We start from the raw sequence: 26352 nt of genomic DNA on the forward strand, positions 1-26352 counted from the left end.
CGCCAGGCTAACTCCTGGCCAGCAAGACCGCGATGCTTGCAGGCGCCACCGGCCGGCTGAAGCAGTAGCCCTGCATCTGGTCGCAGCCGTGTTCCTGCAGGAAGGCCAGCTGCTCGCGGGTCTCGACGCCTTCGGCGATCACGTTCAGCTTCATCGAATGGGCCAGCGCGATCACGGCGTTGACGATGGCGGCGTCGTCCGCGTCCTGGGTCAGGTCCATCACGAAGGAGCGGTCGATCTTCAGGCTGTGGATCGGGAAGCGCTTCAGGCTGGCCAGACTCGAGTAGCCGGTGCCGAAGTCGTCGATCGCCAGCTGCACCCCCATCGCCGCCAGCCGGCCCATGGTCTCGGTGGCCGCGGCCGGGTTTTCCATCAGGACGCTCTCGGTGATTTCCAGGGTCAGCATGGCCGGGTCGCAGCCGGTTTCCTCGAGCAGCGCTGCCACGCGCTGGGCCACGTCCTGGCCCAGGAACTGGCGCGCCGACAGGTTGACGCTGATGCGCACCGGGTCCAGGCCCGCCTCGTTCCAGGCCACCTGCTGGCGCATGGCCGTGGCCAGCACCCAGTCGCCGATCGGCACGATCAGGCCGGTTTCCTCGGCCAGCGGGATGAACTCGGCGGGCGACACCATCGGCCGGCCCACCGGCTGCCAGCGCAGCAGGGCTTCGACGCCGGCCACGCGGCCGCTGCCGATGTCCACCACTGGCTGGTAGACCAGCAGGAATTCCTCGCGCTGCAGGGCGCGCTGCAGGGCGCCTTCCATGCGCAGGTGCAGGGCCGCCTGCTCGCCCATCTCGCTCGCGTAGAAGGAATAGTGGTTGCCGCCCTGCCCCTTGGATCCGTACATGGCGCTGTCGGCGCACTTGAGCAGGGTGGCGCTGTCCGCGCCGTCGCGCGGGTACATCGCGATGCCGATGCTCCCGGAAGGGAACACCTCGTGGCCGCACAGCAGCATGGGCTGGAACAGGTTGTCGAGCAGCTTGCGCGCCACCTTGGTCGCGTCGTCCTGGCCGGCCAGGTCGGGCAGCACCACCACGAATTCGTCGCCGCCCTGGCGCGCCACGGTATCGCTCTCGCGCAGGCTGGCGGACAGGCGGCGCGCGATCTCGACGATCAGGGCGTCGCCCGCATCGTGGCCGAGGCTGTCGTTGACGTGCTTGAAGCGGTCCAGGTCGATGAACATGACCGCCACCTGGCGCCCCGCGCGGTGCGCGTGCATGATGGCCTGGCCCAGGCGGTCCTGCATCAGCACCCGGTTCGGCAGGCCGGTCAGGGCGTCGTGATTGGCCATGCGCAGCAGCGCTTCCTCGGCCTGCTTCTGGCGCTGGATGTCCTTGACCACACAAATGAAGCGCTGTCTGCCGTTGGCGTCGCGCATGGCGGAGACGCTGACGCTGACCCAGACCTGGGCGCCGTCGCGCCGCTGCAGGCGCTTCTCGCGCTGGTAGTCGCTGATCTCGCCCGCCTTCAGGCGGTTGATCAGCGCCTGTTCCTCGGCCAGGTCTTCCTCGCACATCAGCTGCTGGTAGAAGCGCTGCAGCAGCTCGATCTCGGAGTAGCCGAGGATCTGCGACATCTTGCTGTTGGTGCGCAGCACGCGCCCATCCCCGCCCAGCAGCACGATGCCCACCGCGGCCTGGTTGAAGGTGAGGCGGAAGAACTCCTCGCTTTCCTGCAGGCGCATGCGCGCCCTGCGGCGGAAGGTGATGTCCTGCCCGATCAGCAGCAGCATGTAGCTGCCGTCCTTGCGCGTGCGGCGGATGTTGAAGTCGACATAGCGCACGCCGTCGGCGCGGCCGTCGAGCGTGACCAGCACGTTGTCGTGCGGCGCGCCCGAGGCCAGCGCCTCGGCGGCGCGGTTGGCCAGTTCGTCGCAGGGAATCAGCGCTTCCAGCGCCGGGCGCTGCTCCAGCAGCAGGCCGTCCGGCACGCCCAGCAGGTCGGCCATCATCCGGTTCATCGAATGGGCGCGCAGCTCGGCGTCGACCACCAACAGCCCGGCCGGCATGCCGTCGATGACCTGTTCGAGGTAGTTCTGGTTCTGCAGGCTGCTGCGCTGGCTGGCGTGCGCATAGGTATCGAGCGCCAGGCCCATGTCGAAGCAGACGATCTTCAGCACCGCATCGACCGCCGCCTCGTAGCGCTCCGGCTGCGCCTGCAGGCGCCGGCCCAGCATGCCGACCATCTCGGCCAGGTACTTGCGGTAGGCCCCGATGTACCACTTCGGATCGAGCCCGATGCGCTGGTGGGTGGCGCCCACGCGCAGGCGTTCGCGGATGTAGTCTTCGTCGTAGTCGCCCGCCGTGAGGCTGCTGAAGTAGGACGCCTGGACGTGGCGCAGGCGGCGTTCGGCGCCATCGCCCAGCATCGCGCGCAGCTTCGGGAAGGACATCAGGTGCGCATAGAAGCGGTCCGAGAACGCGTCACGGTTGCACTCGAGCAGCTCGTGGACGTCGCGCAGGGCCTCGACATCCGCCTCACTCAGTTCCAGGAAAGCCTTGCGCGCTTCCACTTCCTCGCGGTCCAGTCCGATCTCGCGGGCGAGGTCGTCGACGTAATTGTGGAGGCCGTTCATGACCGGCCTCCCGTGCGCGCAGGGCGGGAGGGGGACTGGGAGTTCATCGGAGAAAACCTGCAGGAAAGGAGTATTTACTTGCGGATAGAGTGATTGCATCATAGCAATGCACTGCCAATTAATCGAGCAAATGTTGAACAAATGACCAGCAATACACGCTTCTGTTGTTAATTGGCCATATTGGCAGTGTGGTTTTGTTGCCCGCAGTAAATATACGCTTGGGATTGCTCAAGGTGGGCGGGAAGCGCCGGCGCACAGTAGGCAGGTAGCCATTCCTGAGGAGCCCGCCATGCATCGCCGTTCGTCCCCCTTTGTCCTGCCAGCCCTGGCCCTGTTCCTGCCCGTACTGGCCCTGCCCGCGCTCCCTGCCCTGGCGCAGGAAGTCAGCGTGACGATCGCGCCGGTGCGCGACAAGTTCGCGCGCAGCGACGAGGTGCTGGTGCGGGTCACCCTGCTCAACAACAGCGCCGCGCCCCAGTTCCTGCTGAAGTGGCATACCCCTGCCGGCGCCATCGAAGCGCCGCTGTTCGAGGTGCTGCGCGACGGCCAGCCCGTGCGCTACCTCGGCATCAAGGTCAAGCGCGCCGCGCCCGGGCCCGGCGACTACCTGCGGCTCGAGCCGGGCGCCTCGCTCAGCAGCACGGTCGAGCTGTCGGCGCTGTACGAGATGAACGTGACCGGTCCCTACCAGCTGCGCTACCGCACCGCGTCCAGCGGCCTGTTTGCCGCATCCGGCATGCGCCCCCAGCCCGGCGCGCTGGCCTCCACCCCGGTCTCGATCTGGATCGACGGCCGCCTGCCGCGCGGGGCCAGGGCACCAAGCAAGCAGGCCGCGGGCGGCGGCGGACTGGAATTCAGCAAATGCTCCAACGCCCAGCAGGAACAGCTGGTGGCGGCGGTCGACGCCGGACGCAGCATGACCGTCGACGCCCACCAGTACCTGGCGGCCGGAGCCGGGGGCGCGCAATACGGCGCACGCTACGGCAGCTGGTTCGGCGCTTTTGACGCCGGCCGCGCCGCCACCGTCAACAGCAATTTCAGCGCCATCCGCGACGCTTTCGAGACCAAGCCCGTGAAAATTGACTGCGGCTGCAATGCCGACTATTTCGCCTATGTCTACCCGGCCCAGCCCTACAACATCTATGTCTGCAAGGCGTTCTGGACCGCGCCGCTGACGGGCACCGATTCGCGCGGCGGCACGCTGCTGCACGAGATGAGCCATTTCGACGCGGTGGCCGGCACCGACGACCACGTCTACGGCCAGCAGGGCGCGGCCGAGCTGGCCCGCAGCGACCCTGCGCGTGCGGTGCGCAACGCCGATTCGCACGAGTATTTCGGCGAGAATTCGCCGCCCCAGCAGTAGCATGCAGATGTCGAACACCCAGCACGCATAGTCCTTCCGGCCGGGCGCTCGCCCGGCCGCAACTCCCCCCTCCCGGGGTGGTTTCTTGCTCGCAACTTCTAACGCACACTCCTGCCCGTCAGAGATCGCGTGCGGCCCTGGTCCCGCACCCATCTCGTTTTCCTTGAATCCCGCCTTCGTTCCGTGAGCCGGCGAGCCGACAGAATCTGAGGCGCACAAGCGTGCACGGTCTTGCGCCGACGCCCGCTTGTCCGATCAGAGCACCCGGAACACACCGGGAAATTTTGATCCTGAAAGGAGCAGTATATGTACGATAGCAATACCCAGGCGGTCAGCGACAAGCTGAAAGCGGCCTCTTCGACGGTCTTCAGCCAGGAGACCATCGACAGCATCCTGTCGCTGGTAGCCACCAGCACCGATACCAAGGTCGTGGTCGATACCGTGGACGGCGCCAACAACGGCACCGTCAGGCCAGCCGCGGGCACCGAAGTCGTGTTCGTCAGCACCTCGGAGACCTCGGTCACCAAGCTCACGGTTAGCGCTAATACGCCGGCCGTGTTCTTCCAGGGCGCCGGCGGCGTCGATGCGACCATCACCACCCCGCCGCCGAGCGCCGCGGGCAACCAGTCGGCAGCCGTGGGCGATCCGGACGCCATCCAGCGCGTGATCGTGGGCACCGCGGGCGCCGATACCATCACGGTCGCGGACAACAGGAACACCCAGATCATCGCCGGCGACAAGGACGTGATCAAGGCGGGCAGCGGCCACACGGTCGTGGTCGCGGCCCAGGGCAGCAGCACCGTGATCGGCGGCGCCGAAACCCTCGTCCAGGCCAAGGGCGATGACGACGACTTCACCATCACCGTGAACGGCGCCCACGCCAAGATCAGCAACGGCAGCACCAAGGTTGCGGTCGACCTCGTGAACGTGCACTACGTCCAGCTGGACAACAAGCAGGCCCTGATCTTCGCCGACAACGTCAAGCAGGCCACCGTCGCCAACCTGTACCAGGCCGTGCTCGGCCGTACCGCCGACTTCTCCGGCCTCGACTACTGGTTCGACCTGGTCGACAAGGGTGTGTCCGTGCGCTCGATCGCCCAGAACTTCCTGGCATCCGGCGAGTACAAGCTCGGTGCGCTCAACAACACCCAGTTCGTGGACGCGCTGTACCACGGCATGATGGGCCGTAATGCCGACGCCGCCGGCGCCCAGTACTGGGCCGACGCGCTGGCGCACGGTGTCTCGCGTGCCGACGTGGCACTTGCCTTCGCCGAAGCGGCCGTGACCGGCAACGAGGCGAGCGTGGTCGGTTCGGTCACGATCGTCCCCGACATCTTCACCCACCAGTAACAGCACCGCCATGCACGATCCAAAAGGGGGCCCCGCCCCCTTTTTCCTCTCCACGTGCGCGCCCCGCCTGCGGGACGACGCACTCCTGAACCGCGCCTTGGCATCGTTCGCGGCGGGCCGGCTCGCCGATGCGCTGCTGGACGCCGAATACGTTTGCCGGCGCTTTCCCATGAAGCCGATCCCGGCCATCCTGCGCGCCCGCATCCTGCACAGCGCCTACCCCCGGTTCGGCGCGCGCGCCTGGCATGCGGCCTGGGCGATCGCCCCCGAAAACCCGCTGCTGCAAGACCTGATGCTCAAGAGCTGGCTGGAAGAAGGCGGCCGCCGCGACGTCGCCAGCCTGGGCCCGGCCTTCCTGCCGGCGCGCTGCCGCGCCAATCGCCACGCCAGCCTGCTGCCGCTGTTGCGCGCCGCCGGCGTGGTCCATACCGGCGCCTGCTGGAAGGACGGCGAGGCGATCGAGGCCATGGTCTTCCTGGGCGCGGTGGCCGGCAGCGCCGGCGCCGAACGGGCGCCGCGCGCCACCCTGCTGCTTTCCAACGAGACGGACGAGTACCGCGTCGAGGTCCCGGGCGACGGCAGCCGCGTGCGCCTGGCGCCTCCGCGGCCAGGGGCCGTGTGGTCGCTCACCCTGCTCTCGCCCGACGGCCGGCGCCGGCTGCTGCCCGGCTCGCCCCTGGCCTTCTACCCGCCGCCCGCGATCGCACCCACGGCCGCCCCCGCGCAAGACGCTGCGGCCTGCCCGCGGCCGGTGGCGATCGTGGTGCCGGTCTACCGCGAACTGGCCCTGGTGCGCGCCTGCCTCGACAGCGTGCGCGCCAGCCTGGCGCACAACCGCATCCCCAGCCGCATCGTGGTGGTGGACGACGCCAGCCCCGAGCCCGCACTCTCGGGCTGGCTCGACACCCTGGCCGCCGGCGGCCACATCACGCTGCTGCGCAATGCCTGCAACCTCGGCTTCATCGAGACCGTCAACCGCGGCATGCGTGCCGCACCAAGCCACGACGTCCTGCTGCTGAACGCCGACACCCAGGTCCATGGCGACTGGATCGACCGCCTGGCGGCAAGCCTGTACGGCGCCCCCGACGTCGCCTCGGTCACGCCCTGGACCAACAACGGCGAAATCAGCAGCTTCCCCGTGATGCGCCAGGCCGCCCCTGCCCCCGGCGCGCGCGAACTGGCACTGCTCGACACCGGCGCGGCGCGGGTGCGCGCCGCCGGCGGCCGGGACGTCGAACTGCCTTCCTGCTGCGGTTTCACGATGCTGATCCGGCGCGAGGCGCTGGACGCGATCGGCATGCTGGACGGCAGCGCGCTGGTGCGCGGCTACGGCGAGGAAGTCGACTGGTGCATGCGCGCCCGCGCCGCCGGCTGGCGCCACCTGCAGGCCACCGGCGTGTTCGTGGCCCATGCCGGCACGGTGTCGTTCCGCGCCGAGAAGACCCTGCGCGTCGCGCAGAACCGTAGCGTGCTGCTGGCGCGCTATCCCGGCTACTACCCCGAGTTCGCCGCCTTCGTGCGCACCGACCCGCTGCGCGCGGCGCGCGCCGCCCTGCGCGAAGCACTGGCGGCCACTCCAGCCTGCGACTGGCTGGAAAAGGCGGCAGGCACGCCGCACAAAGCGGCCTTGCCCGACACCGTGGCCGCGACCCCGCTGCCGGCCGCGCCGGCGGCCCTGCCTTCGTCCTGCCGGCGCATCGGCGTCTGGCGCCTGGTGGCCGGCACTCCCGCCGCGCGCGCGGTGCTGGCGCTGGCGCGCCTGATCGCCGGCGCGCCCGGACTCGGCCTGCGCCTGCTGGTAACCGGCGACGGCAGCGAAGCGTTGTGGCGCAGCGGCGTGGCCGACCAGCTGCCGGCGCCGGAGGGCGACACGCCGGCCCTGCTGGACGACGCCCAGCTGCTGCAGGCGGCCGGCTGCCGCACCGTGCTTGCCGCCGACCCGGCGGGACTGCCCGCCGGCCTGGACACCGTCCTGCTGGACGCCGGCTTCGACGCCGGCGCCTGGCTGGAAGACTGGATCGATCGCAACGAGGCCGCCCTGGCCGCCTGACCGGAAACCTGACATGCACTTCGAATCAGATATCACCGTGGCGGCCGGCGCCTCCACCCTCCGCTGGCACGGCGCCGTCGACGGCGTCCACCAGCGCCTGTTGTACGGCTGGGCCTTCGACAGCGCCCGTCCCGACGCCCGCGTGGTCGTCGAGATCTGCCTCGACGACCTGGCGGTCGGCTGCGTGGTGGCCGATTGCGCCCGGGCCGACCTGGCTGGCCGGCTGGAAGCGCTCGGCGCAGCCGATCTGTGCCACGGTTTCGTCGCCGATCTCGGCGCACTCCCCTTCGAGGCCGGCGGCTCCGTTTCGGCGCGCGTGGCCAACACCGCAGCCGTGCTGGCGGGTGGCTTCCGGTTGGACGCGCCGAAGGCGGCCTCGCCTGGCGCCGTCAGCACAGTGACCGGCGACGGCGGCCTGCGCCTGCACGGCTGGGCCCTCGACCCGGCCGATCCCGGGCGCACCGTGAACGTGCGCGCCTACGTCGGCCACACCCTGGTGGCGGAGGCGCCCGCCAATGTGATCCAGCCCGCGATGCGCGGCCACATCGACGGCGCCCACGGCTTCGACCTGGCCCTCCCGGCCAGCCTGGCCGACGGTCGCGTGCACAGCGTGCGCGTGGTCGACGAGGACGGCCGTCCGCTGAACGGCAGCCCGCTCACGGTCTGCTGCACCCTGGACGGCATGGCCGCCCTGCTGCCGGAGGCCAGCGACGCGCTCCTGCAGCGCGTGGCCGACACCTACGAACGCCACCTGCCGCGCAGCCTGCCGCTGTCCGCCTGGCCGGAATGGTCGGCGCGCTTCGACGCCGAGGGCCCGTTCACGCTGCCGGCCCTGTCAGCCGCGGTACTGGTCACGGGTACGCCCGATGCCGGTACGCCTGACCCCGACGCGCTCGAGGCCACGCTCGCCAGCGTGCGCGCCCAGCGCGGCATCGCGCTGCAGGTGTTCGCCGGCGAAGCCTTTCCGGCCATGCTGGCGCAGGCGCTGGAATCGCGCTGCGAGGTGCTGTGCTGCCTGCGCGCCGGCGAAACGCTGGCCCCGCACGCCCTGGCCTGGGCCCTGCACGGCTTCGCGGTCCCTGGCGCCCAGCTAGTCTACACCGACAGCGAAACCGATGGCCAGCCCTGGTTCAAGCCGGCCTGGAACCCGGACTACGCGCTGGCCAGCGACTATCCGCTCGACCTGCTGCTGGTACGCCGCGCCCTCGCCCGGGACCTGGTCGATGCGCGCAACCACGCCGAGTTTGCGTGGTCGGCGCTGGCCGCCGCCTGGCCCCGCGGAATGGAGGCGATCGTGCACGTGCCGCGTGTTCTGGTGCGCAGCCTGGCGCCCATCATCGATGAACGCGCGCAGCGCTTCGCCGCGGCGGCGCGCGCACTGCGGGTCATCGCGCCGCAGGCCGTACTGGAAGAACTGGACGACCTCCCGTCTGGCCTCACCCATGCCGCCCGGCGCGTGCGCCATCCGCTGCCGGACAGCGCGCGTGACATGACGGTCAGCCTGGTGATCCCGACACGCGACCGCGCCGACCTCCTGCAGCGCTGCCTCGACAGCATCGGCCAGCATACCGACTGGCCGAAACTGGAGATCATTGTGATCGACAACGGTTCGGCGGAGGAAGCGACCCAGGCGTATTTCGACCGCATCGCCAAGGGTGGCGTGCGGGTGCTGTCCATGCCCGGCCCCTTCAACTACGCGGACCTGAACAACCGCGCCATCGCCCAGGCCAGCGGCCAGATCATCGGCCTGGTCAACAACGACATCGAAGCCCTGCACGCGGACTGGCTGGAAGAAATCGTGTCGCAGCTGCTGCGCCCGGAGGTTGGCGCGGTCGGCGCCAAGCTGCTGTGGCCGAATGGCATGGTGCAGCACGGCGGCGTCGTGATCGGCGTCGGCAACGTGGCCGGCCACTACGGCAACCGCCTGCAGGACGCCGACTGGGGCAACCATGGCCGCAACCAGCTGGTGCAGCAGCTCAGCGGCTGCACCGCCGCCTGCCTGTTCCTGCGCCGCCAGGATTATTTTGCGCTCGGCGGCATGGACGGCCACGCCTTCCCGGTGGCCTTCAACGACGTCGACCTGTGCCTGAAGCTGCGCGCCGCCGGCAAGGCGATCGTGTGGACGCCGCACGCCAGGCTGCTGCATGCCGAGTCGGCCAGCCGCGGCAGTGAGGACACCCCGCAGAAGAAGGCAAGGGCCCAGCGCGAAGTCGACGGACTGCGCCGCAAATGGGGCCACGTGCTGCTGCAGGACCCGGCCTACCACCCGAGCCTGAACCTGGACCCGGCCAGCCAGGCCTTCGGCGGGCTGGCGCTGCCGCCGCGCGAGCGCAAGCCGCGCACAGCCGGGATCGCGTCCTGCCAAGCGCCAGCGTAGCTGAACTCCTCGTTGGCACCATGCCGTCCATGAACCGAACACCAGAACCATGCAGATCAACCTGAGCCACAAGAAGTTTGTCCTGTTGAACGACTACCTGCCGTTTGGCTCGGCAGACGTGGATACGTTCACGCTACTGCGTTTCCTGAGCCACCCGGACAATATCGGCAATATCGTCTTCCTGGACGCCATCAATCGCTCGCTTCCGGGCATCCGCAACGTTTCGTCGCGCGATTTCATCCGCTTTCGGGAGCAGTTCAGCGCCGACCATGTGATCGTGCTGGCGCTTGCGAACTTCCTGTCCGCGACCTGGACGGCGCCGGAAGGCTTCGTGGAAGCGCTCGCACAGCACCGCATCGTGCTGTTCTCGGTCGGCGTGCAGAGCGAATTCGGCGAAGAAGACAGCATCTGCCTGTCCAGGGACGCCCAGGCCGTGCTGGATCTCGCCAGGACCTCGGGCACGCTGATCGGGGTGCGCGGGGACAAGACCCAGCGCTACCTGGCACGCAGCGGCATCGCGTCCCAGGTGATCGGTTGTCCTTCCGTGCACCTGGCTCCAGAACGGATCGCTTGCGACAAGCCCCTGGGGCGCGCCCGGGTATGCACCTCCAACACGATGCTCGGCATTCACCGCGACATCGCCAAGCGCGTCAACACCTTCGCCACCAAGTTCTGCTCCGGCTACATGCTGCAGACGGAGGCCTCGATCATCGCGGACTGCATGGAGCTGCCGGAAGAAGTCATCGGCTACATCGCAGATCAGTCGGGCAATCCGCACCATGCGGGACTGCTGCGCAACAAGGTGTTCGACTACGGCTACTACAACGAAGACCCGGAACAATGGAAGGTGCTACGTGCATGGTTCAAGGAACATGCGCGCTTCCACTACACGGTGGCGGATTGGCGCGCCTACGCCGCCGGCTTCGATTACTGCATCGGCACCCGTTTCCACGGCAATGTCATGGCGCTGCAGGCAGGCGTTCCTCCCCTGATCATCCCGATCGACTCGCGGGTGGCCGATATGGCGGAGTTCCATCGGCTTCCGCGCGTCTCCATGGAAGATTTCGAGCAGATCCGCGACGTGACGGAACTCGCCCCCTACCTCGACTTCACTGACTACAACGATCACCACACCAGCAACAAGAAACTGTACTTCCAATTCCTGAAAGAGAACTTCCGATGAAAAAAAATAGAAAAGACACGCACGTCCTCGTCGAGAAATCCACGCCCGAGCAAGCGCCCAACAAGCGCGTCTGCATCGTCACCGAGGAGTGGCCGGGCCTGCCGGGATGCGGTGGCATTGGTACGGCCTTCTTCGAACTCGCTACCCTGCTCGATCGCTCGGACTGGGCAGTCACGGTCCTGTTCGTGCCGATGGGCGAAGCGCCGACCCAGCTCGCAGGCCTCGGGAACATCCAGTTCACCGTGCTGGACCTGAAACAATACGTGTACGAACCGTTCTCGTACGAGAAGAAGAGCTTTGCCGTCGCCATGTGGCTGCGCGCGCAAGCCGCGTTCGGATCGGTGCACTTCTGCGACTACAAGGGCCTGGGATGTGCGGCTACCAGCATGAAGTCGCAAGGGATCGCATTCGGATCGAGCACCCTGTGCGTGCAGCTGCATGGATTCACGCGCTGGGCCACGGAACTCAACGGCTGCTTCTTCGACCACGAAGACCAGATCCTCATCGACCACCTCGAAAGGACCTCCTCGCTCAATGCCGATGTCATCGTCAGCCCGAGCCAGTATCTGCTCGACTGGGCCGAGGCGCGCGGCTATACCAGCGCGGCGTCCGTCAAACACTGCATCCCCAACTGTCACGTCGCACTCGAGGGACGCCGTGCGCTTCTCCCCGCGCGGGACGCGCGGGCTGTCACTGAAATCATCTTTGTCGGGCGCCATGAATCACGCAAGGCGCTCGACGTGTTTGTCGGCGCGATCCTGAACAACGCCGATGACATCCTGAGGCGCAACATCCAGGTCAGCATCCTCGGTTCCTTCGGGACGGTCAACGAAACCCCGTCCGGCCTGTACCTGATGGACGCGCTTGGCCCGACCGGCATTTCTGTCAACCTGATCACCGGCCTTGACCGGTTCGGCGTCATCGACTACCTGTGCGAGCGCCAGCAAGCGCTGGTGATCGTCCCTTCGCCGGAAGAGAATTCGCCATACACGGTACTGGAGTCGCTGGTGCTGGGCATTCCCGTGATCACTTCCGAGCGTGGCGGCGCGCGTGAACTGTATGCAGACGACAGCGTCGGCGAGTATGTGTTCGAGCCGAGCCTGTCCGCCCTGTCCGACAAGCTCGCCGCCATCCTGGCGCAGGGCGCCAGGGCGGCTCCCGTCTCCGCCGCCGTCCGCTGCACGCACGAGACCTGGCTGGCGCTGCTGGCCGGCATCGCAAGGCTTCCCGCACCGCAGGCCCAGGCCGCACACGACCTCATGGTCACCGTCGGCATCACCCATTACGAGCGTCCGGACAAGATCATCGACGCGGTGAGCTCGATGCTGCTGCAAACCTACCAGAACATCGAACTGCTGGTGGTGGACGACGGCTCGCGCAGCGACGAAGCCCTGCAGACCCTGGCCTATGTCGAAGCACTGGTCACGCGCGCCGGCGGCCGTGTGATACGCCAGCCGAACGGCTACCTTGGCGCCGCCCGCAACGCCCTCATTCGCGAAGCGCGCGGTGAACTGCTTGTCTTCCTCGACGACGACAACGTTGCGCTGCCGCATATGGTCGAAACGCTCGTGCAGGCGATCCAAAACAGCGGTGCCGATGCGGTGACTGCACAGTCGATCTTCATGCCCCTGTCGGCACGCAACGAAATGATCGCGAAGAAGACCAGCCTCGAGGAGCCGGTCTCGTACGTGCCGACGGCAGGACCGCTGGCGCTTGCCCCGATCAGGAACGTATTCGGGGATGCATCCGGCATCTACCGCAAGCAAATGCTGAAGGACCTGGGCGGCTATACTGAGCTGCGCAATGTGGGCTACGAAGACTACGAGCTGTACACCCGCATTGCCCTGGCCGGCTACCGCATCGCGAGTTGCCCGCTGCCGCTCTACCTGTACGAGATCGGCCGTCCGAGCATGCTGACCAGGAACAGCATGGTCAAGGACTTCCAGCGCGTCTTCCGGACCGTGAAGGAGGGCGCGGGCGACCCGCGCTTCGTCGATCTGATCGAGATTGGTACCGGCGCGCGCGTACGCGAACTTGCTTTCAACCGCAAGCACTGGGAATACAGCCATCATCCGGACGCGGAACACATGCTGCCGCTGCTCGAAGATCCCGACAACAAGGAACGCTACATCAACTGCCTGCTGCAGCTGGCGATCGGCCGTGGCTACCGGAATTTCGTCAGCGCCCTGCTGCTCAGCCAGACGCCGGCTACCCTGCAGGTGGCCAAGCCGCGTGCGATCGTCGCCGAATGCAAGCACAGCCTGCTGTCGATCGGCGAGCTGAGCGCGCTGTCGTCCAGCTGCTGGGACGAGGATCCCAACCTGTTCATCCTGAATTTTGCCAAGGCGGCCTTGACGACTGTCGGAACCGAACCGATGGTCGACCAGCTGCTGAACACCTGGCTGGCGCGCTTCGACAGCGATGCTCGCCTGGTCCGGGCGCTGTCGCCACAACTGCTCCACACGCTGGCCGTGATGCTGCGCGACGACCTGGCCAGCCGTCCGCAATTCCTTTCCATGTTCCACACGCTCGCGCTGCACGCCGTCAAGGCAGGGGCGCCAGACGTGTTCAAGGTCGCTTTCGGCGAAGTTTTTTCGCTCGAAACCGCAGAGTATCTCGAGCGCTACCGCGACGTCGGAGAAGTCTTTGGCAAGGTCCCTGCCAAGGGCTTCATGCACTTCCTGAGGCTGGGCGGAAAGGAGAATCGATCAGGCTTCGCCAACACCTTCCCGATCGTGAAGTCCTGTCTCGCCGACGACCCGAACGCGGAGATCCCGATGCACTTGCGCACCATGCTGGCCAAGGCGGACGAAGCCGCGCTTGCCTGAGCCGAACGCTCAGCCATTTGCTAGCACTTGTATACACAGATAGCCAGCGCACGATTGCGCATTTTTGCGTTTTATTGACACTTCGCAAAAATTGTCACGTTCAGGCTGATTCAACTTTACACATGTCCATGTTTCCGTAAATATGCTTTGAGTTATCTCATGTCATATGGGTAACGCGATAAGGCTGAAGCAAAGCCACATAACTAATTTTCATACGGAGAATGAGCATGAGCTTGAAAGGCATCTGGAAGTCGGCATTGGGCATGGCTGCGCTCGCGGCAGCATGCAACGTACAGGCGGCGCCGAAAGGCGTGGCCGTCACCGTGGTCCCCGAAAAGACCGCGCTCGGCCAGAGCGACGACGTGGTGGTGCGCGTCACCATCACCAACAATTCGGGCGCGCCGCAGTACATCCTGAAGTCGCGCACGCCCTTCAACGGCGTGGAGGAAGCGCTGTTCGAGGTGCGCCGCGACGGCCAGCCGGTGGTCTACCTGGGCGCGCACATCAAGCGCGCCGCCCCGACCGCGGCCGACTACTTCCTGCTCAAGCCGGGCGCCTCGCACAGCGTCAAGGTGGAACTGTCCGCCCTGTACGACATGAGCGTGAGCGGCGACTACCAGATCAGCTTCAAGCAGGCCTCGCCGCAGCTGTTCCTGGCCACGCCGGCAGCCAGCGGCCGCAGCGGCGCCGCGGCGGCCTTCGATGCCGACGATGCCAGCGGCGACAACGCCAGCCTGGTGTCGGCCCCGGCCTCGGTCTGGATCGACGGCCGCGTGGCGCGCGGCCAGAAGTCGCAGGTGGTGCTCGACATCGAAGCGATGAAGCAGGCCGCGGTCCAGCCGGCCGCCGCCAGCCTGAGCTTCAGCAAGTGCACCACCTCGCAGCAGACCACCATCTCCCAGGCGATGTCGGCCGGCTCCAGCATGGCCAGCAACAGCGACGCCTACATGCAGCGCGGCGTGATCGGCACCCGCTACACCAAGTGGTTCGGCGCCAACAACAGCAGCCGCGTGGCCACCGTCAAGTCGCACTTCGTGGCGATCAAGGATGCCTTCGCCAACAAGCCGGTGACCGTGGATTGCGGCTGCAACCAGAACTACTACGCCTACGTGTATCCGACCCAGCCGTACAAGATCTACGTCTGCAAGGCCTTCTGGTCGGCGCCGATGACGGGCACCGATTCGAAGGGCGGCACCCTGGTGCACGAGATGAGCCACTTCAACGTGGTGGCAGGCACCGATGACCACGTGTACGGCCAGTCCGGCGCCGCCAGCCTGGCGATCAGCAACCCGGCCCAGGCCGTCGACAACGCCGACTCGCACGAGTACTTTGCCGAGAACACCCCGGCGCTGAACTAAGCTGCGTTCCACATGGCGCGGCCCTTGCCGCGCCATGCTACTTCCTAGCGCGCCGGCGGCGCCAGCCCGCGCTGGACGACATAGTCCGCCACCCGGTGCGACATCGCGATCCCCGCCTGCTTGTCGAACTGCCAGTGCACGCCGAGGTAGATGCGGCTTTGCGCGCCCTCCTCTTCCGCATGGCTCAGGTTGCGGTAGCTGCGCGAGATCTTCGGCCGCACCCGGCCGTTGTTGTCGCGCGTGACGCCATTGAATTCGTCCGAGACGAAGCTGAAGGGCTGGTTGTCGCCGTACAGCCGGCGCAAGGTATGGAACAGGGCCCCGCCCAGGCTCGCGTGGCCGGACGGATAGGACGGGAACGAAGGCGTGAAGTCGGGGCCGGTCAGGTTGCTGGCGGGCGAACCGAGCGGCGTCCAGTTCGGATCGCCCTGGGTGTCCGGATTGCCGTCGCCCCTGCCGGTCGGGCCGCTGCCTGGGCTGGCTTCGCGCACCCCGTGCACCGGGCGCCAGACATCGTAGTGGTACTTGGCGTCCCAGCCGGCGATGGTGGCGTCGGCGATCGCCACGTTCACCAGGGCCAGCGCGCGCGCCAGCGCCATCGGATCGGACGTCTTCCTGAGCAGCAGCTGGAGCGCGATCTGGTTGTACATGCGCACCGGCGTGCCGAGCCAGGCGACGCTGTCGTAGCCCCAGAAAATGCCGGTCACGGTCTGGTCCGGCGTGCGCCGGGTGGGCGTCCGGACGCCATCGCCGCCCAGCTGCTTCACCTCGTTGAAGGCTTGGGTGTAGGCACTGCTGTTCAAGGCCGGCGGCGGCGCCGGGCGGAACTGGCTGGCTGACGGGATCACGAAGGGTTTCACCCGTCCCCACCAGGCGCCGACCGCATACGGGATCCGGCTCACCGGGTCGGAGCGCCACTTGCCGGGCTCCTTGTGCAGCGGATAGTCCTGCCCCACCACCGGTTCGCCCTGGTAGCTGCCGTCATTGGCGCGCAGCGCCAGGATCGCGGCGGCGGCGCGGCGGCCGACCTCGATGCCGTTCAGCTTGGCGCGGCCGTCCGGCAGGCGCGCCAGGTCGTCGCGCAGCCAGGCAGCGATGCGCGCGGCCTGGCGCGGGTACAGCGCCGCCAGGGTGTCGTGCGCGGCCTGGGCGATGGCGGCGTCGCGCGAGCTGTCGGGATAGGCCGGGAGCGGGCCGACATACGGCCGGTATTGGCCGCAGATCGCGGCCAGCGCATCGTGCATGGCGATGTGGACGATCGCGAACACGCGGCTGACGCGGGTGCGGCCCATCTGCTCCGGCATCGGCGAGGTCGCACCTGGCCGGCTCGGGGGCGTGTGGTCGTAGCCCTGCACCCGCTGCGCCAGCTCGTTCCAGTAGGCCAGCCGCAGCGCCGGATTGGCGCCGTTCGGGGCCGCGTAGCGCCATGGCGGCTCCTTCGAGTCGGGCTGGGTCAGGTACTGCACGGGCATGGGTGGCGGCGCGGAGAAGCTGGACGGCGGGGAAGCGCCGGCGGCCAGGGCCGGCATGGCGAGGACACAGAGCAGGATCCTGATGCGCGATGTCATGGTGGTACTCCGGTGGTGGGCCCGGCTCCGGGATGAAGCCGGCGAGGTAAGCGAACTGACTGGCTCGACAGTACAAGCCGGCCCACCGGCCCACAAGCGGAAGCGTCAGGACAATTGATTGACCACAGGAGGGATGCCAGCCGGCACCGAGCCGGCGTTGGCTTGACGCAAGAACCTGGATTTTCTTGCGTTTTTACATGTCTCGCAGGACAGCTTCAGCGGCCCGTGAAGCTGAAGCGCAGCGGCGCTGCGGGACTCTGGCGGATCGCGTCGAGCTGCGCCGTGTCCGGCAGCCAGGGACCGTCGTAGCGGATCTCGTAGCTGCCCTTCCCCTTCCTGAACGCGTAGGTGGGGGTGATGTCGATGGTGTTCATGTGCATGCTGTGCGGGGCCACGGCCTGCCAGTCGGCCGCCGTCAGCGGAGCGCGCTTGACCATCATGCCGGTATAGGCCAGCGGCTGGCCGGCCTTGCCGGCGCGGACTTCGCGCACATCGAAGCGCGGACCGGTCAGCTCGTCGCCGGCGGCCACTTCGCGCGGCACGTAGATCGTGGTCTCGCCGTGGTTCTCGACCAGCAGGCGCAATTTCACCCTGCCCCCTTCGGTCTCGACTTCCAGGCGGTGCTGGACAGTCTGCTCGGTCTCGACGGCGCCGACGGTAGTCACGAGGCCCCCGAGGACGAGCAGCAGCGGTGGCAGGAATCGTTTGGCATGCATGGAAACCCCTGAAATATTATTTCAAACCAAGCACTAAAATGAAAGATTATTGCACCCCGGCTGGCAGGGCTTCCGGCACCGACGCCAGGATCATCACGGCCACCCGCCGGTTGCGCGCCTGGCCGGCCGGGCTATCGTTGGCGGCAACCGGACGCGTGGCGCCGTGGCCGATGGCCGACAGGCGCGCATCTGCAATCCCGTTCTCGATGAACAGGCGCACCACGCTGGCGGCGCGCACCGCCGACAGTTCCCAGTTCGACGCGTACTTGTCGTTGGTGATCGGTAGCAGGTCGGTATGGCCTTCGACCTCGATCCGGTGCGGATCCTTCTTCAAGAGTCCCGCCACCTGGCCCAGCACCTCTCGCGCATCCTGCTGCAGGGTCGCCTCCCCTTGCGCGAACAGCACGCTGGCATTGAGTTCGATGCCGATCCCGCGCGCGTTCTGCGTCACCCTGACCTGCCCCGACTTCACCAGCGGCAGCAGGGTCGCATTCAGGTCTTTCGCCAGGGTTTGCATGCGCTCGCGCTCGCGCTTTGCGGCCTCGATGCGCTTGCGGTTCACGATGTGCGACAAGGGCAGCACCGGCTCGACGCTGGTATAGGCCTGGGGCGCGACCTGGCGCCCGCCGAAGGCGTCGCCCAGGGCTTCGGACAGCACCGCGTACTTGCCCTCGTTGACGATCGAGATCGCGTACATCACCACGAAAAAGGCGAACAGCAGCGTGATGAAGTCGGCGTAGGAGATCAGCCAGCGCTCGTGGTGTTCGGCTCCTGTTCCCTCGTCGTAGCGTTTGCGCGCCATGGCCTGGTCACCCCGTCAGTGGCGTGTCAGCAGGCTCGCCACCCGTTCGTCGACCACGCGGGTGTGGTCGCCGGTGGCGAGATCGTGGAAGACTTCGGCGAGGATTTCGTACTGGGCCACCTTGTCGCTGACGATGGCCTTGAGCTTGTTCCCGACCGGGTAGAAGAACAGGTTGGCCAGGCCCACGCCGTACACGGTGGAGACGAAGGCCACCGCGATGCCCGAGCCCAGGCGCGAGGGATCGGACAGGTTTTCCATCACGTGGATCAGGCCCAGCACCGCACCCAGGATGCCGATGGTCGGCGCGTAGCCGGCGGCGGATTCCCAGATGCGCGCCGCCTGGCGCTGCGAGAATTCGTAGGCCGTGATTTCGCTTTCCAGCAGGCTGCGGATCTTTTCGGGGGCGATGCCGTCGACCACCAGGCGCAGGCCCTTCTGGATGAATTTATCTTTCGTGGCCATGTACTGCTCGAGCGAGAGCAGGCCGTCGCGCCGCGCGGACAGGCTCCACAGCGCGATCTCGCGCGACAGCTTGTCGCGGCCGGAGGGTGGCGGGAAAAACACCCAGCGCAGCATGGAGAGGCCCAGCATGAAGCTGCGCCGCTCGCTCTGCAGCAGCACGGCGCCCGCGGTGCCGATCACCACGATGGCAAAGGCCGCCGGCTGGATCAGCGACGCGAAGCGACCGCCGTCGAGCGTATGCCCGACCAGCACGCCCGCGATCGCGAGCACCAGGCCGGCTACGCTGGCCCAGTCCATAACTGCTCCTTGAGTGCGGCGCGCAGGCGCGAAACGGCCTGGGTGTGCAGCTGCGACACGCGCGATTCGCTCACGCCCATGACGGCGCCGATTTCCTTCAGGTTGAGCTCTTCTTCGTAATACAGGCCCATCAGCATTTTCTCGCGCGGCGGCAGGTTATCGATGGCGTCGATCACGGCCTGGCGGAAGCCCGTATCGAGCAGGCTGCGCAGCGGATCGTCGTCGTCCACCGCATAGCGGTCGAGGAAGCCGTCGCTGCCGCCTTCCTCGTCGTGGAAGTCTTCGTAGTACAGCAGCTGGTGGCCGCCCGAGTCGCCCAGCATCTCCTGGTAGTCGGCGAGCGACATCTTGAGCGATTTGGCGATCTCGGATTCGCTGGCCGGACGGCCCAGGCGCTGCTGCAGCGCCTCCATCGCGGCTTCGACCTTGCGCATGTTCTGGCGCGTCGAGCGCGGCATCCAGTCGCTGTTGCGCAGCTCGTCCAGCATGGCGCCGCGGATGCGCAAGACCGCATAGGTCTCGAACTGGGCGCCGTGGTTGTCCTCGTAGCGGTTGATCGCATCGAGCAGGCCGATCATGCCGGCCTGGACCAGGTCATCGACTTCCACCGAAGGCGGCAGCTTGGCCTTCATGTGGTGGGCAAGACGCTTCACCAACGGCATGTGCTCCGTCAGCAAATGGTTCTTGTCCGCTTTCCCTTTGACCGTGTACATGCGTTCTGCTTATCTTTCCCGCGTTTCGTGTTCTTCTTAATGCCCGACATGTGCGCTGCCTCCCCTGCCCAGCCCGGGCATCGCGTGCAGCGCGAACTTGCCCGCCAGGCGCCGGAAGGCGACCGAGGCCCCCGCCAGCGGGAAGGCGTCGACCACCGCCCGGCCCAGGCGCGCGGCCCGGTGCAGGTATTCGTCGGCCGGCACCGAGCCCATCGAACTGAGGCTCACTGCCAGGTAACGTGTTGCCGCGGTAGACATATTATCGTATACCACCTTGGCCTCCGCCTCTGTCGCGCCGGTCACGAGGATGCCGAAGGGACGGCGGCCCAGCTGCTGCGACAGGCGCTTGATCAGCGCGTAGGCATTCGTGATCGAGGCGGCGGACGTGCCGACCTGCACCACGATCTCGGAACTGGCCATCAGGGGCAGCGGGAATTCGCCATCCGGGCCCAGTTCGCCGTCGACCATCACGATGCCGGCCTGCTTGACCAGCACGTCGAAGGTCTTGGCCAGGCGGCGTGCGTCGGTGTTGCCGATCGCTTCGCCGAGCGAGGCCACGGAAAAGCCCTGCGGCACCGCGTGCAGCACCTGGTTCAGGCCGCACTCCTGGCGGGCCACGTTGGCCAGCGTCGCCGCGCGGGACAGTCCCAGGCGGCGCGCCACGCCGTAGTCGCGTTCGCAGGCGTCGACGATCAGGACTTCGTCCCCTAGCTGGGCCAGCGAGGCGCCCAGGTTGACCAGCATCGCGCCCTTGTCGTCTTCAGGGGTGGCGGAAAGGAAGGTGACGATGCGCGGGCGCGGGCCCTGCAGCATCCGGCGCAGGCCTTCGGCCTGGTCGAAATCGAAACTAGCCAAGGTGCACCTCGCGCAGCGAACGGTCGGCGGCAGCTGCCGCCATCATCAGCGGCAGGTCGGCGTCGCCGAACTGGGCGGCGCTATTTTTGGTGTTGCGGAAGGCGCGGTCGATCAGCATGGCGCGGTCTGCCAGGTGCAGGTCTTCCGGCACGCGCTGGCCGTTCGAGATGTAGTGCAGGTTCAGCTTCTGGCGGATGACCACGTCGAGCACGTTGCCGATCGAGGCGGCTTCGTCCAGCTTGGTCATGATGCAGCCGGCCAGGCCCGAGCCTTGATAAGCACGCACCACTTCGTTCAGGGTCTCGTTGGTCGAGGTCGCGTTCAGGCACAGCAGGCGCTTCACGTCGGCGCCCGATTCGCTCAGCATGGCCACCTGTTCGGTCACCATCTGGTCGCGCTGCGACATGCCGATGGTGTCGATCAGCACGGTGTGCTTGTTCTTGAGTTCCTTCAGGGCGATGCGCAGGTCGGCCTCGTCCTTCACCGAGTGCACCATCACGCCCAGGATCTTGCCGTAGATGCGCAGCTGCTCGTGGCCGCCGATACGATAAGCGTCGGTGGTGATCAGGGCCAGCTTGTCCGGGCCGTGGCGCATCACGCAGCGCGCGGCCAGCTTGGCGGTGGTGGTGGTCTTGCCGACGCCGGTCGGACCGACCAGGGCGAACACGCCGCCGCGGTTCAGGAGGTCGTCTTCGTTGGCGATGGTGGTCAGGTTGCGCGCCAGGACGGTCTTGATCCAGCGCAGGGCTTCGGCCGCATCCTTCGTGACTGGCATCTTGTCGATCAGGTAGCGCGCCAGGGTGGCCGAGAAGCCGGCGGCCAGCAGCTCGCGCAGCACGGCCGCCTTTTGCGGCTCGCGCTGGGCGGTGGCGTTCCAGGACAGCTCGGCCAGCTGGGTTTCCATCAGGCCGCGCATGGCGCGGATCTCGTTCATCATGCCGCTCATTTCCACCGCGGCCGATTCCTTGGCCTGGGCGATGGCGGCGCTCATCATCTGGGTCATGGCGGCCATGTCGACCGTCGCCTCCGGCGCCGGGGCACGGCGGTTGACGTAGGTCGGCGGCACTTCCGGTTCCGCTACCGGAGCGGCGCGGCGTTCCACGTATGGCTGGCCGGCGAACGGGTCCAGCTTGGCTTGTGCGGCGGCGGCGCGCGGGGCCGGGGCCGGGGCGCGGGTGAAGACCGGTTCCGGGTCGAAGTCGTTGTCGAAGGCGGCGAAGCTGGGGGCCTGCGGCTCTTCGATGGCCGGCGAAGCCAGCGAAGCGACGTCGTCGTTGTCCAGGGCGAGGATCTCGACCACGCCGTCGACCGGACGGTTGGAGAGGATGACCGCGTCAGGGCCGAGCGCCTCGCGCACCTTGCGCAAGGCGTCACGGGAAGTAGCCGCTGTAAATTTCTTCACGTTCATCGTTTTCTCCGCACTTCAATCAGCTGTTCTATGTTTGCTGCGGGCGCAATTGCCCGTCCATAGTCAGCATTATTGGCGATGCCGCAAGGAAACCATCGAGCGAAAAGGATGGGAAAAGCCTGTTATTTCACTGGCGCTGGGTGTTGGAGCGTGGCGCCAGCAGATACGTCGAGTGAATTGGCTGCGATGGCGGCCAGGGGCCAGCTCAAGTCAAAGTGCCCGCCGCGATAAGCATAGGTATTCCCACATTCCAGGCTTTCGACATAGCGGAAAAAGGGATCGTCCTCAGGCAGGTAGAAGGCATCGTCCGGCAGGTAGCGAAGATCGGCAGACCTGGTCTGCTTGAAGGCCACGGCCCGGTCGACCAGGGAGGACACGGAGGCCATGTCTACCGTCGTCAGTTGGCCAATCTGGGAACAGAATGCCGCCCGGTCGAAGCTCTGGCTGGCGAAGGTCGGGCAAATAAACGAGCGCGAAAGGAAGCTGGTTTGCAGGTACATGGCAAGCCAACAACCAAAGGAATGCGCAATCAGATGCGCCGGCTTGTCGCCGATATGCGCATCGATCTTCGCTGCCAACTCGCCGGGAGCGTCGCTTGAGCGGAGCAGCGCGTCGTAATCCACGCTGACCAGGGTCAGATGGAAATCGGCGAAGCGTTCCAGGTAAGGTAGCCAGAACGCGCTGTTGGTGAACAGGCCGTGGATCAGCACCACCTGGGCGGGCGCGCGCCGCCGCAGCGTTTGAACCTGGAGCAAAGGCGTCACTCGCCCGATCGGTGGACGGCGATCACCTTCGCCGGGCTGCCAAACACCGTGACATGGGGCGGCACGTCCTTGGTGACGATCGAGCCGGCACCGATGACCGCCCCCTCGCCCACGCGCACATCCGGCAGGATGCTGGCGTGCGGATGGATGGTGACATTGCGCCCGATGTGGGCGCCGCCGCCGATGAAGACATGCGAACTGACGGTGACGCCGTCCTCCAGCACGACGTCGTGGCCGATGCACGCGAAGCCCTGGACCAGGACGAAGCGGCCGACCTCGACGGTGGAGGAAATGCTGCAGACACCGAGGAACATACCGCCGGGGACCTGCGTCACGTCGGATGCATAAAGACCCATCGGCGCCACCATGGTTCCCATGCGCGCACCGCGGGCGAGCAAGCGCTCGCCGACCGCGATCCGGTCGGCGCCATTGCCGAGACAAACGAGATAGTCCGCGTCCGGGACGATGGTGTGGGTGTCGATGCGCCCAAGCACCTGCTCGGCCGGTTTGACGTCGTCGACGAAACCGCAGACGACATTTCCGCTCGCATACGACGGGAGCCAGGCCGCTATTTCGCGGCCAAATCCCCCGGCTGCGGCCAATACATATTTTTTCATGTTATTGCACCGAGTAGCCGCCGTCCACAACCAGGTTCTGGCCTGTCATGAACGACGCATGGTCGGAAACCAGGAAAGCGATCACGCCTGCCACCTCGCGCGGCTCCGCGTACCTGTTACCCAACGGGTATTTGGCCAGGTCGATTTTCTTGGCCTCCTCCGAGAAGGAGCTCAGGTTGTCCACCAGCTCGGTGTTCACCATCCCGGGCGACACGCAGTTAACCCGGATGAGCTTGGGGGCAAGCTCCAGGGCCAGCACCTTCGACATGCCGACCAGTGCCGCCTTGCTTGCCGCATAGGCTGAAATGCCTTTCGTGCCAATGCTGGTGCCGCTGATCGAGGACACGAAGACAACCGATCCCTTCGGGTTGAGCTTCGATGCGCGCACCAGTTCGGACGTCAGCAGCAATGGGGCCGTCTGGTTCGTCGCGGTGATCCGCTCGTATTTTTCGAGGGAGAAGTAACGTATCGGGGCGTTCTCCACGATACCCGCCGAATGCACTACCCCGTCAAATCCCGGCAAGCGGGCCACGAAATCGCGGTAGGCGTCAAAGTCCAGCATGTCGAAGGCCAACGCATTGCCGCCCCCCAGGCCCCCTGCCGCCAGCGCCTCGAGGCGTTCGGCATTGCGGCCCAGTCCCCACACTTCGGCGCCCATATCGACCAGGCAGCGCGCCGTGGCCAGGCCGATCCCCGAGGTAGCCCCGGTCACCAGCACGCGTTTCCCGCTCAAGTTCATGACATCATCCGCAAATAGGTTTCGTGAAAATGTGCCAGCCGCCCTTCGATCTCCTGCAGCTGATGGGGGCCGCGCGCATGGCGGATACCGATCTGGGAGTTATTTAGCACGACCAGGTCTTCGCCCAGCACCTTGCGGGTAAAGTCGATGGCCTGCTGTTTGATGTAGTTGCGCACAGCTGTCTTTTGCGCCATCAGCAGCGGGGTTTCGAACAACTCCCATTCCAGTAGCGTCTGTCCGGCCGACTGGGGCTTGAAGTGCGAGATGAACCCGACGAGACCGCCCGTGATCGACACGAACAGGTTGGGGAAGATATAGGCGTGCAGGTAGTCTCCTGTCGCTCCCGGGATCAGCCGGCCCTTGCTGCCATCCTGGTTCTTGTTCGCCGTATGGGCGCAGGAATCGCGGCCGAAGAACTGGTTCGTGGACCGGGATGTCGACGAGATCCCGGTCGGCACGAAGCTGGACTCGTGCACGATCGACACATGGTAGGCTTCGATCACATTCTCGACCAGGAACTTCCAGTTCGCGCCATGCTCCAGCGTCTCGTTGTGGAAGCTTTCACCGAGCTCGAACCCGATTGCGTCCAGGGCCGCGACACCGGTGCCTGGGTCGAGCTCGCCTTCGGGCGCCACGAACACCATTCCGCGGTTCTCGACAGTCGCATACGACTGCAACTGCCGGCGGCCGATACATTCCTGGTTCGCCAAGGGCGCGCGCTCGAGCGTCCCGTCGGCGTCGTATTGCCAGGCGTGGTAGGCGCAGCGAAACGGCCGGTTACCCCGGCCGGGCGGGTCGATCAGGTTGGCGCGGTGAAGGCAGATGTTCTCGAAACTGCGCGGCTTTCCGTCGATGTTACGGGTGACAATGGGCCGGCCACACACCTGGTAACTGCTGTAGTCGCCTTCGGCGCGCAGCCCGTTCGCGTTACCGGCGTAAAACCCGCGCGAGAAGATCCGCTGATATTCCTGCTCCAGCACGTCCTCTTGCCAGTACGCCCTGGGATCAATAGACATGATCGCTTTCGAACAGGTGCAGGACCGTGCCGGGCTGGAAAACGACCGTGGCACTGCCCCAGGACAGTCCCACCCCGAAACCGCATAGCAGGACCCGTCCGCCCTGTGCCAATTGTTCCGCCCCCGCGGTCAGCGTCAACGGAACGGAGACAGAGCTCGTATTGCCGTACTTCCTCAAGGTGCTGATCTCGTGTTCCGCCGTATAGCCAAGCTTCTTGCGGATCATGTCGTTGATCATCTTGTTGGCCTGGTGCAGGACGAAATAATCCACCGATCCCACTTCCCAGCCGGCAGCATCGAGCACCCGGCGGATGCTGGGCGGCACGGAGCTGATCGCGAAACTGAAGATGTCGGCGCCCTTCAACTGGAGCTGGAAGGCGTTACGCGCAATCCCGGCCGACACCTCCACTTCCTCGAAGTCGCCGGGCTGGGGCGGATGGCGGGCAGCCAGGCCGCCTGCCGCGACGATGATGGCGTCCTTGCCGCTGCCGTCGGAATTCAGGTCGAAATGGATGGGCTCGGCCGCATCGTCCAGCTCCAGCGCCGTGGCCGATCCGGCATCGCCAAACAGCGGCCAGCTCGACTTGTCGTTGTACGAGCACACGCGGCTGGACACATCGCCTACCAGCAGCAACGCACGCGTCAAGCCCAGGGTACGCATCATCGAACCCAGGATCGCGATGCCATAGGGATAGCTCGAGCAACCCAGGTTGACATCGAAGGCCGCGCACGATTTCGGCAGGCCGAGCTTGTGCTGGATAATGATCGAGGTCGCGGGTATCGGATAGTCGCCGGACTGGGTGATCATGACAAGGGCTTGCACCCCTTCTTTTTCCCATCCCAGGCGCGTGAGCAAGTCCTCCGCCGCGGCGATGCACAGGTCGGACGAGTATTGCTTGTCGGCTGCAAGGCGGCGCTCTTCGATGCCGGTACCCTGGCTAAACTTCTCGCGCTCCTGTTCCGTCAACAGCGTGTAGTCAGCAATCCTGGCAACCCGCGTCGGTACGGCCGTACTGATGCCGCGAATCGCAACACCCTTCAGCGCTTCCATCATGCAATCCGTTGCGCCAGGCGGTCCCACAACTCCTGCAGGGTGCGCGACTGTTCGAGGTCGGCGCCACCTACCGCAACGTTGTACTTCTCGTCCGTCATCGCGATCACGGTCAGCGCTGCCAGCGAGTCCCAGTTCGCCAGTTCCTTGAACTCGGACTGGGGCGACAGCTCGCCAGGGCTCATCTCAAGCGCCTCGGCGAAATTCTCGATAAAGGTTTGGACCGTCATATTCTGTTCCACATAAAATTAAATGATTCA

At 66.4% G+C, this 26352-nt stretch carries 21 protein-coding genes; 7 read left to right on the forward strand and 14 right to left on the reverse strand.

What is annotated here, in order from left to right; genetic code table 11:
- Positions 1 to 7: 7 nt before the first annotated feature.
- Entirely contained in the window at positions 8 to 2575 is a 2568-nt protein-coding gene (locus LK542_RS15560) for an EAL domain-containing protein (RefSeq protein WP_227812584.1), read from the reverse strand.
- A 289-nt stretch (positions 2576 to 2864) separates the two neighbouring features.
- On the opposite strand from LK542_RS15560, the gene LK542_RS15565 reads away from it, so the two are divergent.
- From LK542_RS15565 to LK542_RS15595, 7 genes are all read left to right on the forward strand, one after another.
- Entirely contained in the window at positions 2865 to 3938 is a 1074-nt protein-coding gene (locus LK542_RS15565; RefSeq protein ID WP_227812585.1) for a M35 family metallo-endopeptidase, read from the forward strand.
- A gap of 306 nt (positions 3939 to 4244) precedes the next feature.
- The gene (locus tag LK542_RS15570; RefSeq protein ID WP_227799370.1) at positions 4245 to 5288 is read left to right on the forward strand and encodes a DUF4214 domain-containing protein; all 1044 of its coding nucleotides are present in this window, start codon (positions 4245 to 4247) and stop codon (positions 5286 to 5288) included.
- Positions 5289 to 5385: 97 nt separating this feature from the next.
- Entirely contained in the window at positions 5386 to 7338 is a 1953-nt protein-coding gene (locus LK542_RS15575; protein ID WP_227812586.1) for a glycosyltransferase family 2 protein, read from the forward strand.
- Positions 7339 to 7351: 13 nt separating this feature from the next.
- Complete coding sequence (locus LK542_RS15580) at positions 7352 to 9715, forward strand: glycosyltransferase (RefSeq protein ID WP_227812587.1); 2364 nt, start codon at positions 7352 to 7354, stop codon at positions 9713 to 9715.
- A gap of 49 nt (positions 9716 to 9764) precedes the next feature.
- Positions 9765 to 10898, forward strand: coding sequence for a polysaccharide pyruvyl transferase family protein (locus LK542_RS15585; RefSeq protein ID WP_227812588.1), 1134 nt, complete (start codon positions 9765 to 9767; stop codon positions 10896 to 10898).
- A complete protein-coding gene (locus tag LK542_RS15590) occupies positions 10895 to 13726 on the forward strand; it encodes a glycosyltransferase (protein WP_227812589.1) in 2832 nt (943 codons plus the stop codon). Before LK542_RS15585 ends, LK542_RS15590 begins: the two co-directional genes overlap by 4 nt.
- A 227-nt stretch (positions 13727 to 13953) precedes the next feature.
- Complete coding sequence (locus LK542_RS15595) at positions 13954 to 15084, forward strand: M35 family metallo-endopeptidase (protein ID WP_227812590.1); 1131 nt, start codon at positions 13954 to 13956, stop codon at positions 15082 to 15084.
- A 44-nt stretch (positions 15085 to 15128) separates the two neighbouring features.
- Here LK542_RS15595 and LK542_RS15600 read toward each other — a convergent pair whose 3' ends face one another.
- The 13 genes from LK542_RS15600 to LK542_RS15660 all read right to left on the reverse strand — a co-directional run bounded on the left by LK542_RS15600 (position 15129) and on the right by LK542_RS15660 (position 26322).
- Positions 15129 to 16652 carry a vanadium-dependent haloperoxidase gene (locus LK542_RS15600; protein WP_227812591.1) on the reverse strand — a complete coding sequence of 508 codons (1524 nt, stop codon included), beginning with the start codon at positions 16650 to 16652 and terminating at the stop codon, positions 15129 to 15131.
- A gap of 215 nt (positions 16653 to 16867) precedes the next feature.
- Positions 16868 to 17368, reverse strand: coding sequence for a hypothetical protein (locus LK542_RS15605; protein WP_227812592.1), 501 nt, complete (start codon positions 17366 to 17368; stop codon positions 16868 to 16870).
- A 46-nt stretch (positions 17369 to 17414) separates the two neighbouring features.
- A complete protein-coding gene (gene motD / locus LK542_RS15610) occupies positions 17415 to 18170 on the reverse strand; it encodes a flagellar motor protein MotD (RefSeq protein ID WP_227812593.1) in 756 nt (251 codons plus the stop codon).
- Positions 18171 to 18185: 15 nt separating this feature from the next.
- Entirely contained in the window at positions 18186 to 18929 is a 744-nt protein-coding gene (locus LK542_RS15615; RefSeq protein WP_227799379.1) for a flagellar motor protein, read from the reverse strand.
- The gene (locus tag LK542_RS15620; protein WP_227799380.1) at positions 18911 to 19642 is read right to left on the reverse strand and encodes an RNA polymerase sigma factor FliA; all 732 of its coding nucleotides are present in this window, start codon (positions 19640 to 19642) and stop codon (positions 18911 to 18913) included. The genes LK542_RS15615 and LK542_RS15620 overlap by 19 nt, the downstream gene beginning before the upstream one ends.
- A gap of 36 nt (positions 19643 to 19678) precedes the next feature.
- Complete coding sequence (locus tag LK542_RS15625) at positions 19679 to 20497, reverse strand: antiactivator of flagellar biosynthesis FleN protein (RefSeq protein ID WP_227812594.1); 819 nt, start codon at positions 20495 to 20497, stop codon at positions 19679 to 19681.
- Positions 20490 to 21905, reverse strand: a complete 1416-nt coding sequence (gene flhF, locus LK542_RS15630) for a flagellar biosynthesis protein FlhF (RefSeq protein ID WP_227812595.1) — start codon at positions 21903 to 21905, stop codon at positions 20490 to 20492. The genes LK542_RS15625 and flhF overlap by 8 nt, the downstream gene beginning before the upstream one ends.
- A gap of 122 nt (positions 21906 to 22027) precedes the next feature.
- Positions 22028 to 22669, reverse strand: a complete 642-nt coding sequence (locus LK542_RS15635; RefSeq protein WP_227812596.1) for an alpha/beta fold hydrolase — start codon at positions 22667 to 22669, stop codon at positions 22028 to 22030.
- Positions 22666 to 23286 (reverse strand): acetyltransferase, encoded by a 621-nt coding sequence (locus tag LK542_RS15640; RefSeq protein WP_227812597.1) that lies wholly within the window; start codon positions 23284 to 23286, stop codon positions 22666 to 22668. Before LK542_RS15640 ends, LK542_RS15635 begins: the two co-directional genes overlap by 4 nt.
- A gap of 1 nt (position 23287) precedes the next feature.
- Positions 23288 to 24025, reverse strand: coding sequence for an SDR family NAD(P)-dependent oxidoreductase (locus LK542_RS15645; RefSeq protein ID WP_227799385.1), 738 nt, complete (start codon positions 24023 to 24025; stop codon positions 23288 to 23290).
- Positions 24022 to 25041, reverse strand: coding sequence for an aromatic ring-hydroxylating dioxygenase subunit alpha (locus LK542_RS15650; RefSeq protein WP_227812598.1), 1020 nt, complete (start codon positions 25039 to 25041; stop codon positions 24022 to 24024). The genes LK542_RS15645 and LK542_RS15650 overlap by 4 nt, the downstream gene beginning before the upstream one ends.
- Positions 25031 to 26095 (reverse strand): 3-oxoacyl-ACP synthase III family protein, encoded by a 1065-nt coding sequence (locus LK542_RS15655; RefSeq protein ID WP_227812599.1) that lies wholly within the window; start codon positions 26093 to 26095, stop codon positions 25031 to 25033. The genes LK542_RS15650 and LK542_RS15655 overlap by 11 nt, the downstream gene beginning before the upstream one ends.
- Positions 26092 to 26322, reverse strand: a complete 231-nt coding sequence (locus tag LK542_RS15660; RefSeq protein WP_227799388.1) for an acyl carrier protein — start codon at positions 26320 to 26322, stop codon at positions 26092 to 26094. Before LK542_RS15660 ends, LK542_RS15655 begins: the two co-directional genes overlap by 4 nt.
- Between the last annotated feature and the right edge of the window lie 30 nt (positions 26323 to 26352).

It is taken from the genome of Massilia sp. IC2-477 (assembly GCF_020707265.1).
Classification (GTDB): domain Bacteria; phylum Pseudomonadota; class Gammaproteobacteria; order Burkholderiales; family Burkholderiaceae_D; genus Telluria.

Excerpts from the sequence above, each read along its gene's own strand:
- LK542_RS15560 (WP_227812584.1), bottom strand. The coding sequence starts at position 2,575 with ATGAACGGCCTCCACAATTACGTCGACGACCTCGCCCGCGAGATCGGA.
- LK542_RS15565 (WP_227812585.1), top strand. The coding sequence starts at position 2,865 with ATGCATCGCCGTTCGTCCCCCTTTGTCCTGCCAGCCCTGGCCCTGTTC.
- LK542_RS15570 (WP_227799370.1), top strand. The coding sequence starts at position 4,245 with ATGTACGATAGCAATACCCAGGCGGTCAGCGACAAGCTGAAAGCGGCC.
- LK542_RS15580 (WP_227812587.1), top strand. The coding sequence starts at position 7,352 with ATGCACTTCGAATCAGATATCACCGTGGCGGCCGGCGCCTCCACCCTC.
- LK542_RS15585 (WP_227812588.1), top strand. The coding sequence starts at position 9,765 with ATGCAGATCAACCTGAGCCACAAGAAGTTTGTCCTGTTGAACGACTAC.
- LK542_RS15590 (WP_227812589.1), top strand. The coding sequence starts at position 10,895 with ATGAAAAAAAATAGAAAAGACACGCACGTCCTCGTCGAGAAATCCACG.
- LK542_RS15595 (WP_227812590.1), top strand. The coding sequence starts at position 13,954 with ATGAGCTTGAAAGGCATCTGGAAGTCGGCATTGGGCATGGCTGCGCTC.
- LK542_RS15600 (WP_227812591.1), bottom strand. The coding sequence starts at position 16,652 with ATGACATCGCGCATCAGGATCCTGCTCTGTGTCCTCGCCATGCCGGCC.
- LK542_RS15605 (WP_227812592.1), bottom strand. The coding sequence starts at position 17,368 with ATGCATGCCAAACGATTCCTGCCACCGCTGCTGCTCGTCCTCGGGGGC.
- motD (WP_227812593.1), bottom strand. The coding sequence starts at position 18,170 with ATGGCGCGCAAACGCTACGACGAGGGAACAGGAGCCGAACACCACGAG.
- LK542_RS15615 (WP_227799379.1), bottom strand. The coding sequence starts at position 18,929 with ATGGACTGGGCCAGCGTAGCCGGCCTGGTGCTCGCGATCGCGGGCGTG.
- LK542_RS15620 (WP_227799380.1), bottom strand. The coding sequence starts at position 19,642 with ATGTACACGGTCAAAGGGAAAGCGGACAAGAACCATTTGCTGACGGAG.
- flhF (WP_227812595.1), bottom strand. The coding sequence starts at position 21,905 with ATGAACGTGAAGAAATTTACAGCGGCTACTTCCCGTGACGCCTTGCGC.
- LK542_RS15640 (WP_227812597.1), bottom strand. The coding sequence starts at position 23,286 with ATGAAAAAATATGTATTGGCCGCAGCCGGGGGATTTGGCCGCGAAATA.
- LK542_RS15645 (WP_227799385.1), bottom strand. The coding sequence starts at position 24,025 with ATGAACTTGAGCGGGAAACGCGTGCTGGTGACCGGGGCTACCTCGGGG.
- LK542_RS15650 (WP_227812598.1), bottom strand. The coding sequence starts at position 25,041 with ATGTCTATTGATCCCAGGGCGTACTGGCAAGAGGACGTGCTGGAGCAG.
- LK542_RS15655 (WP_227812599.1), bottom strand. The coding sequence starts at position 26,095 with ATGATGGAAGCGCTGAAGGGTGTTGCGATTCGCGGCATCAGTACGGCC.
- LK542_RS15660 (WP_227799388.1), bottom strand. The coding sequence starts at position 26,322 with ATGACGGTCCAAACCTTTATCGAGAATTTCGCCGAGGCGCTTGAGATG.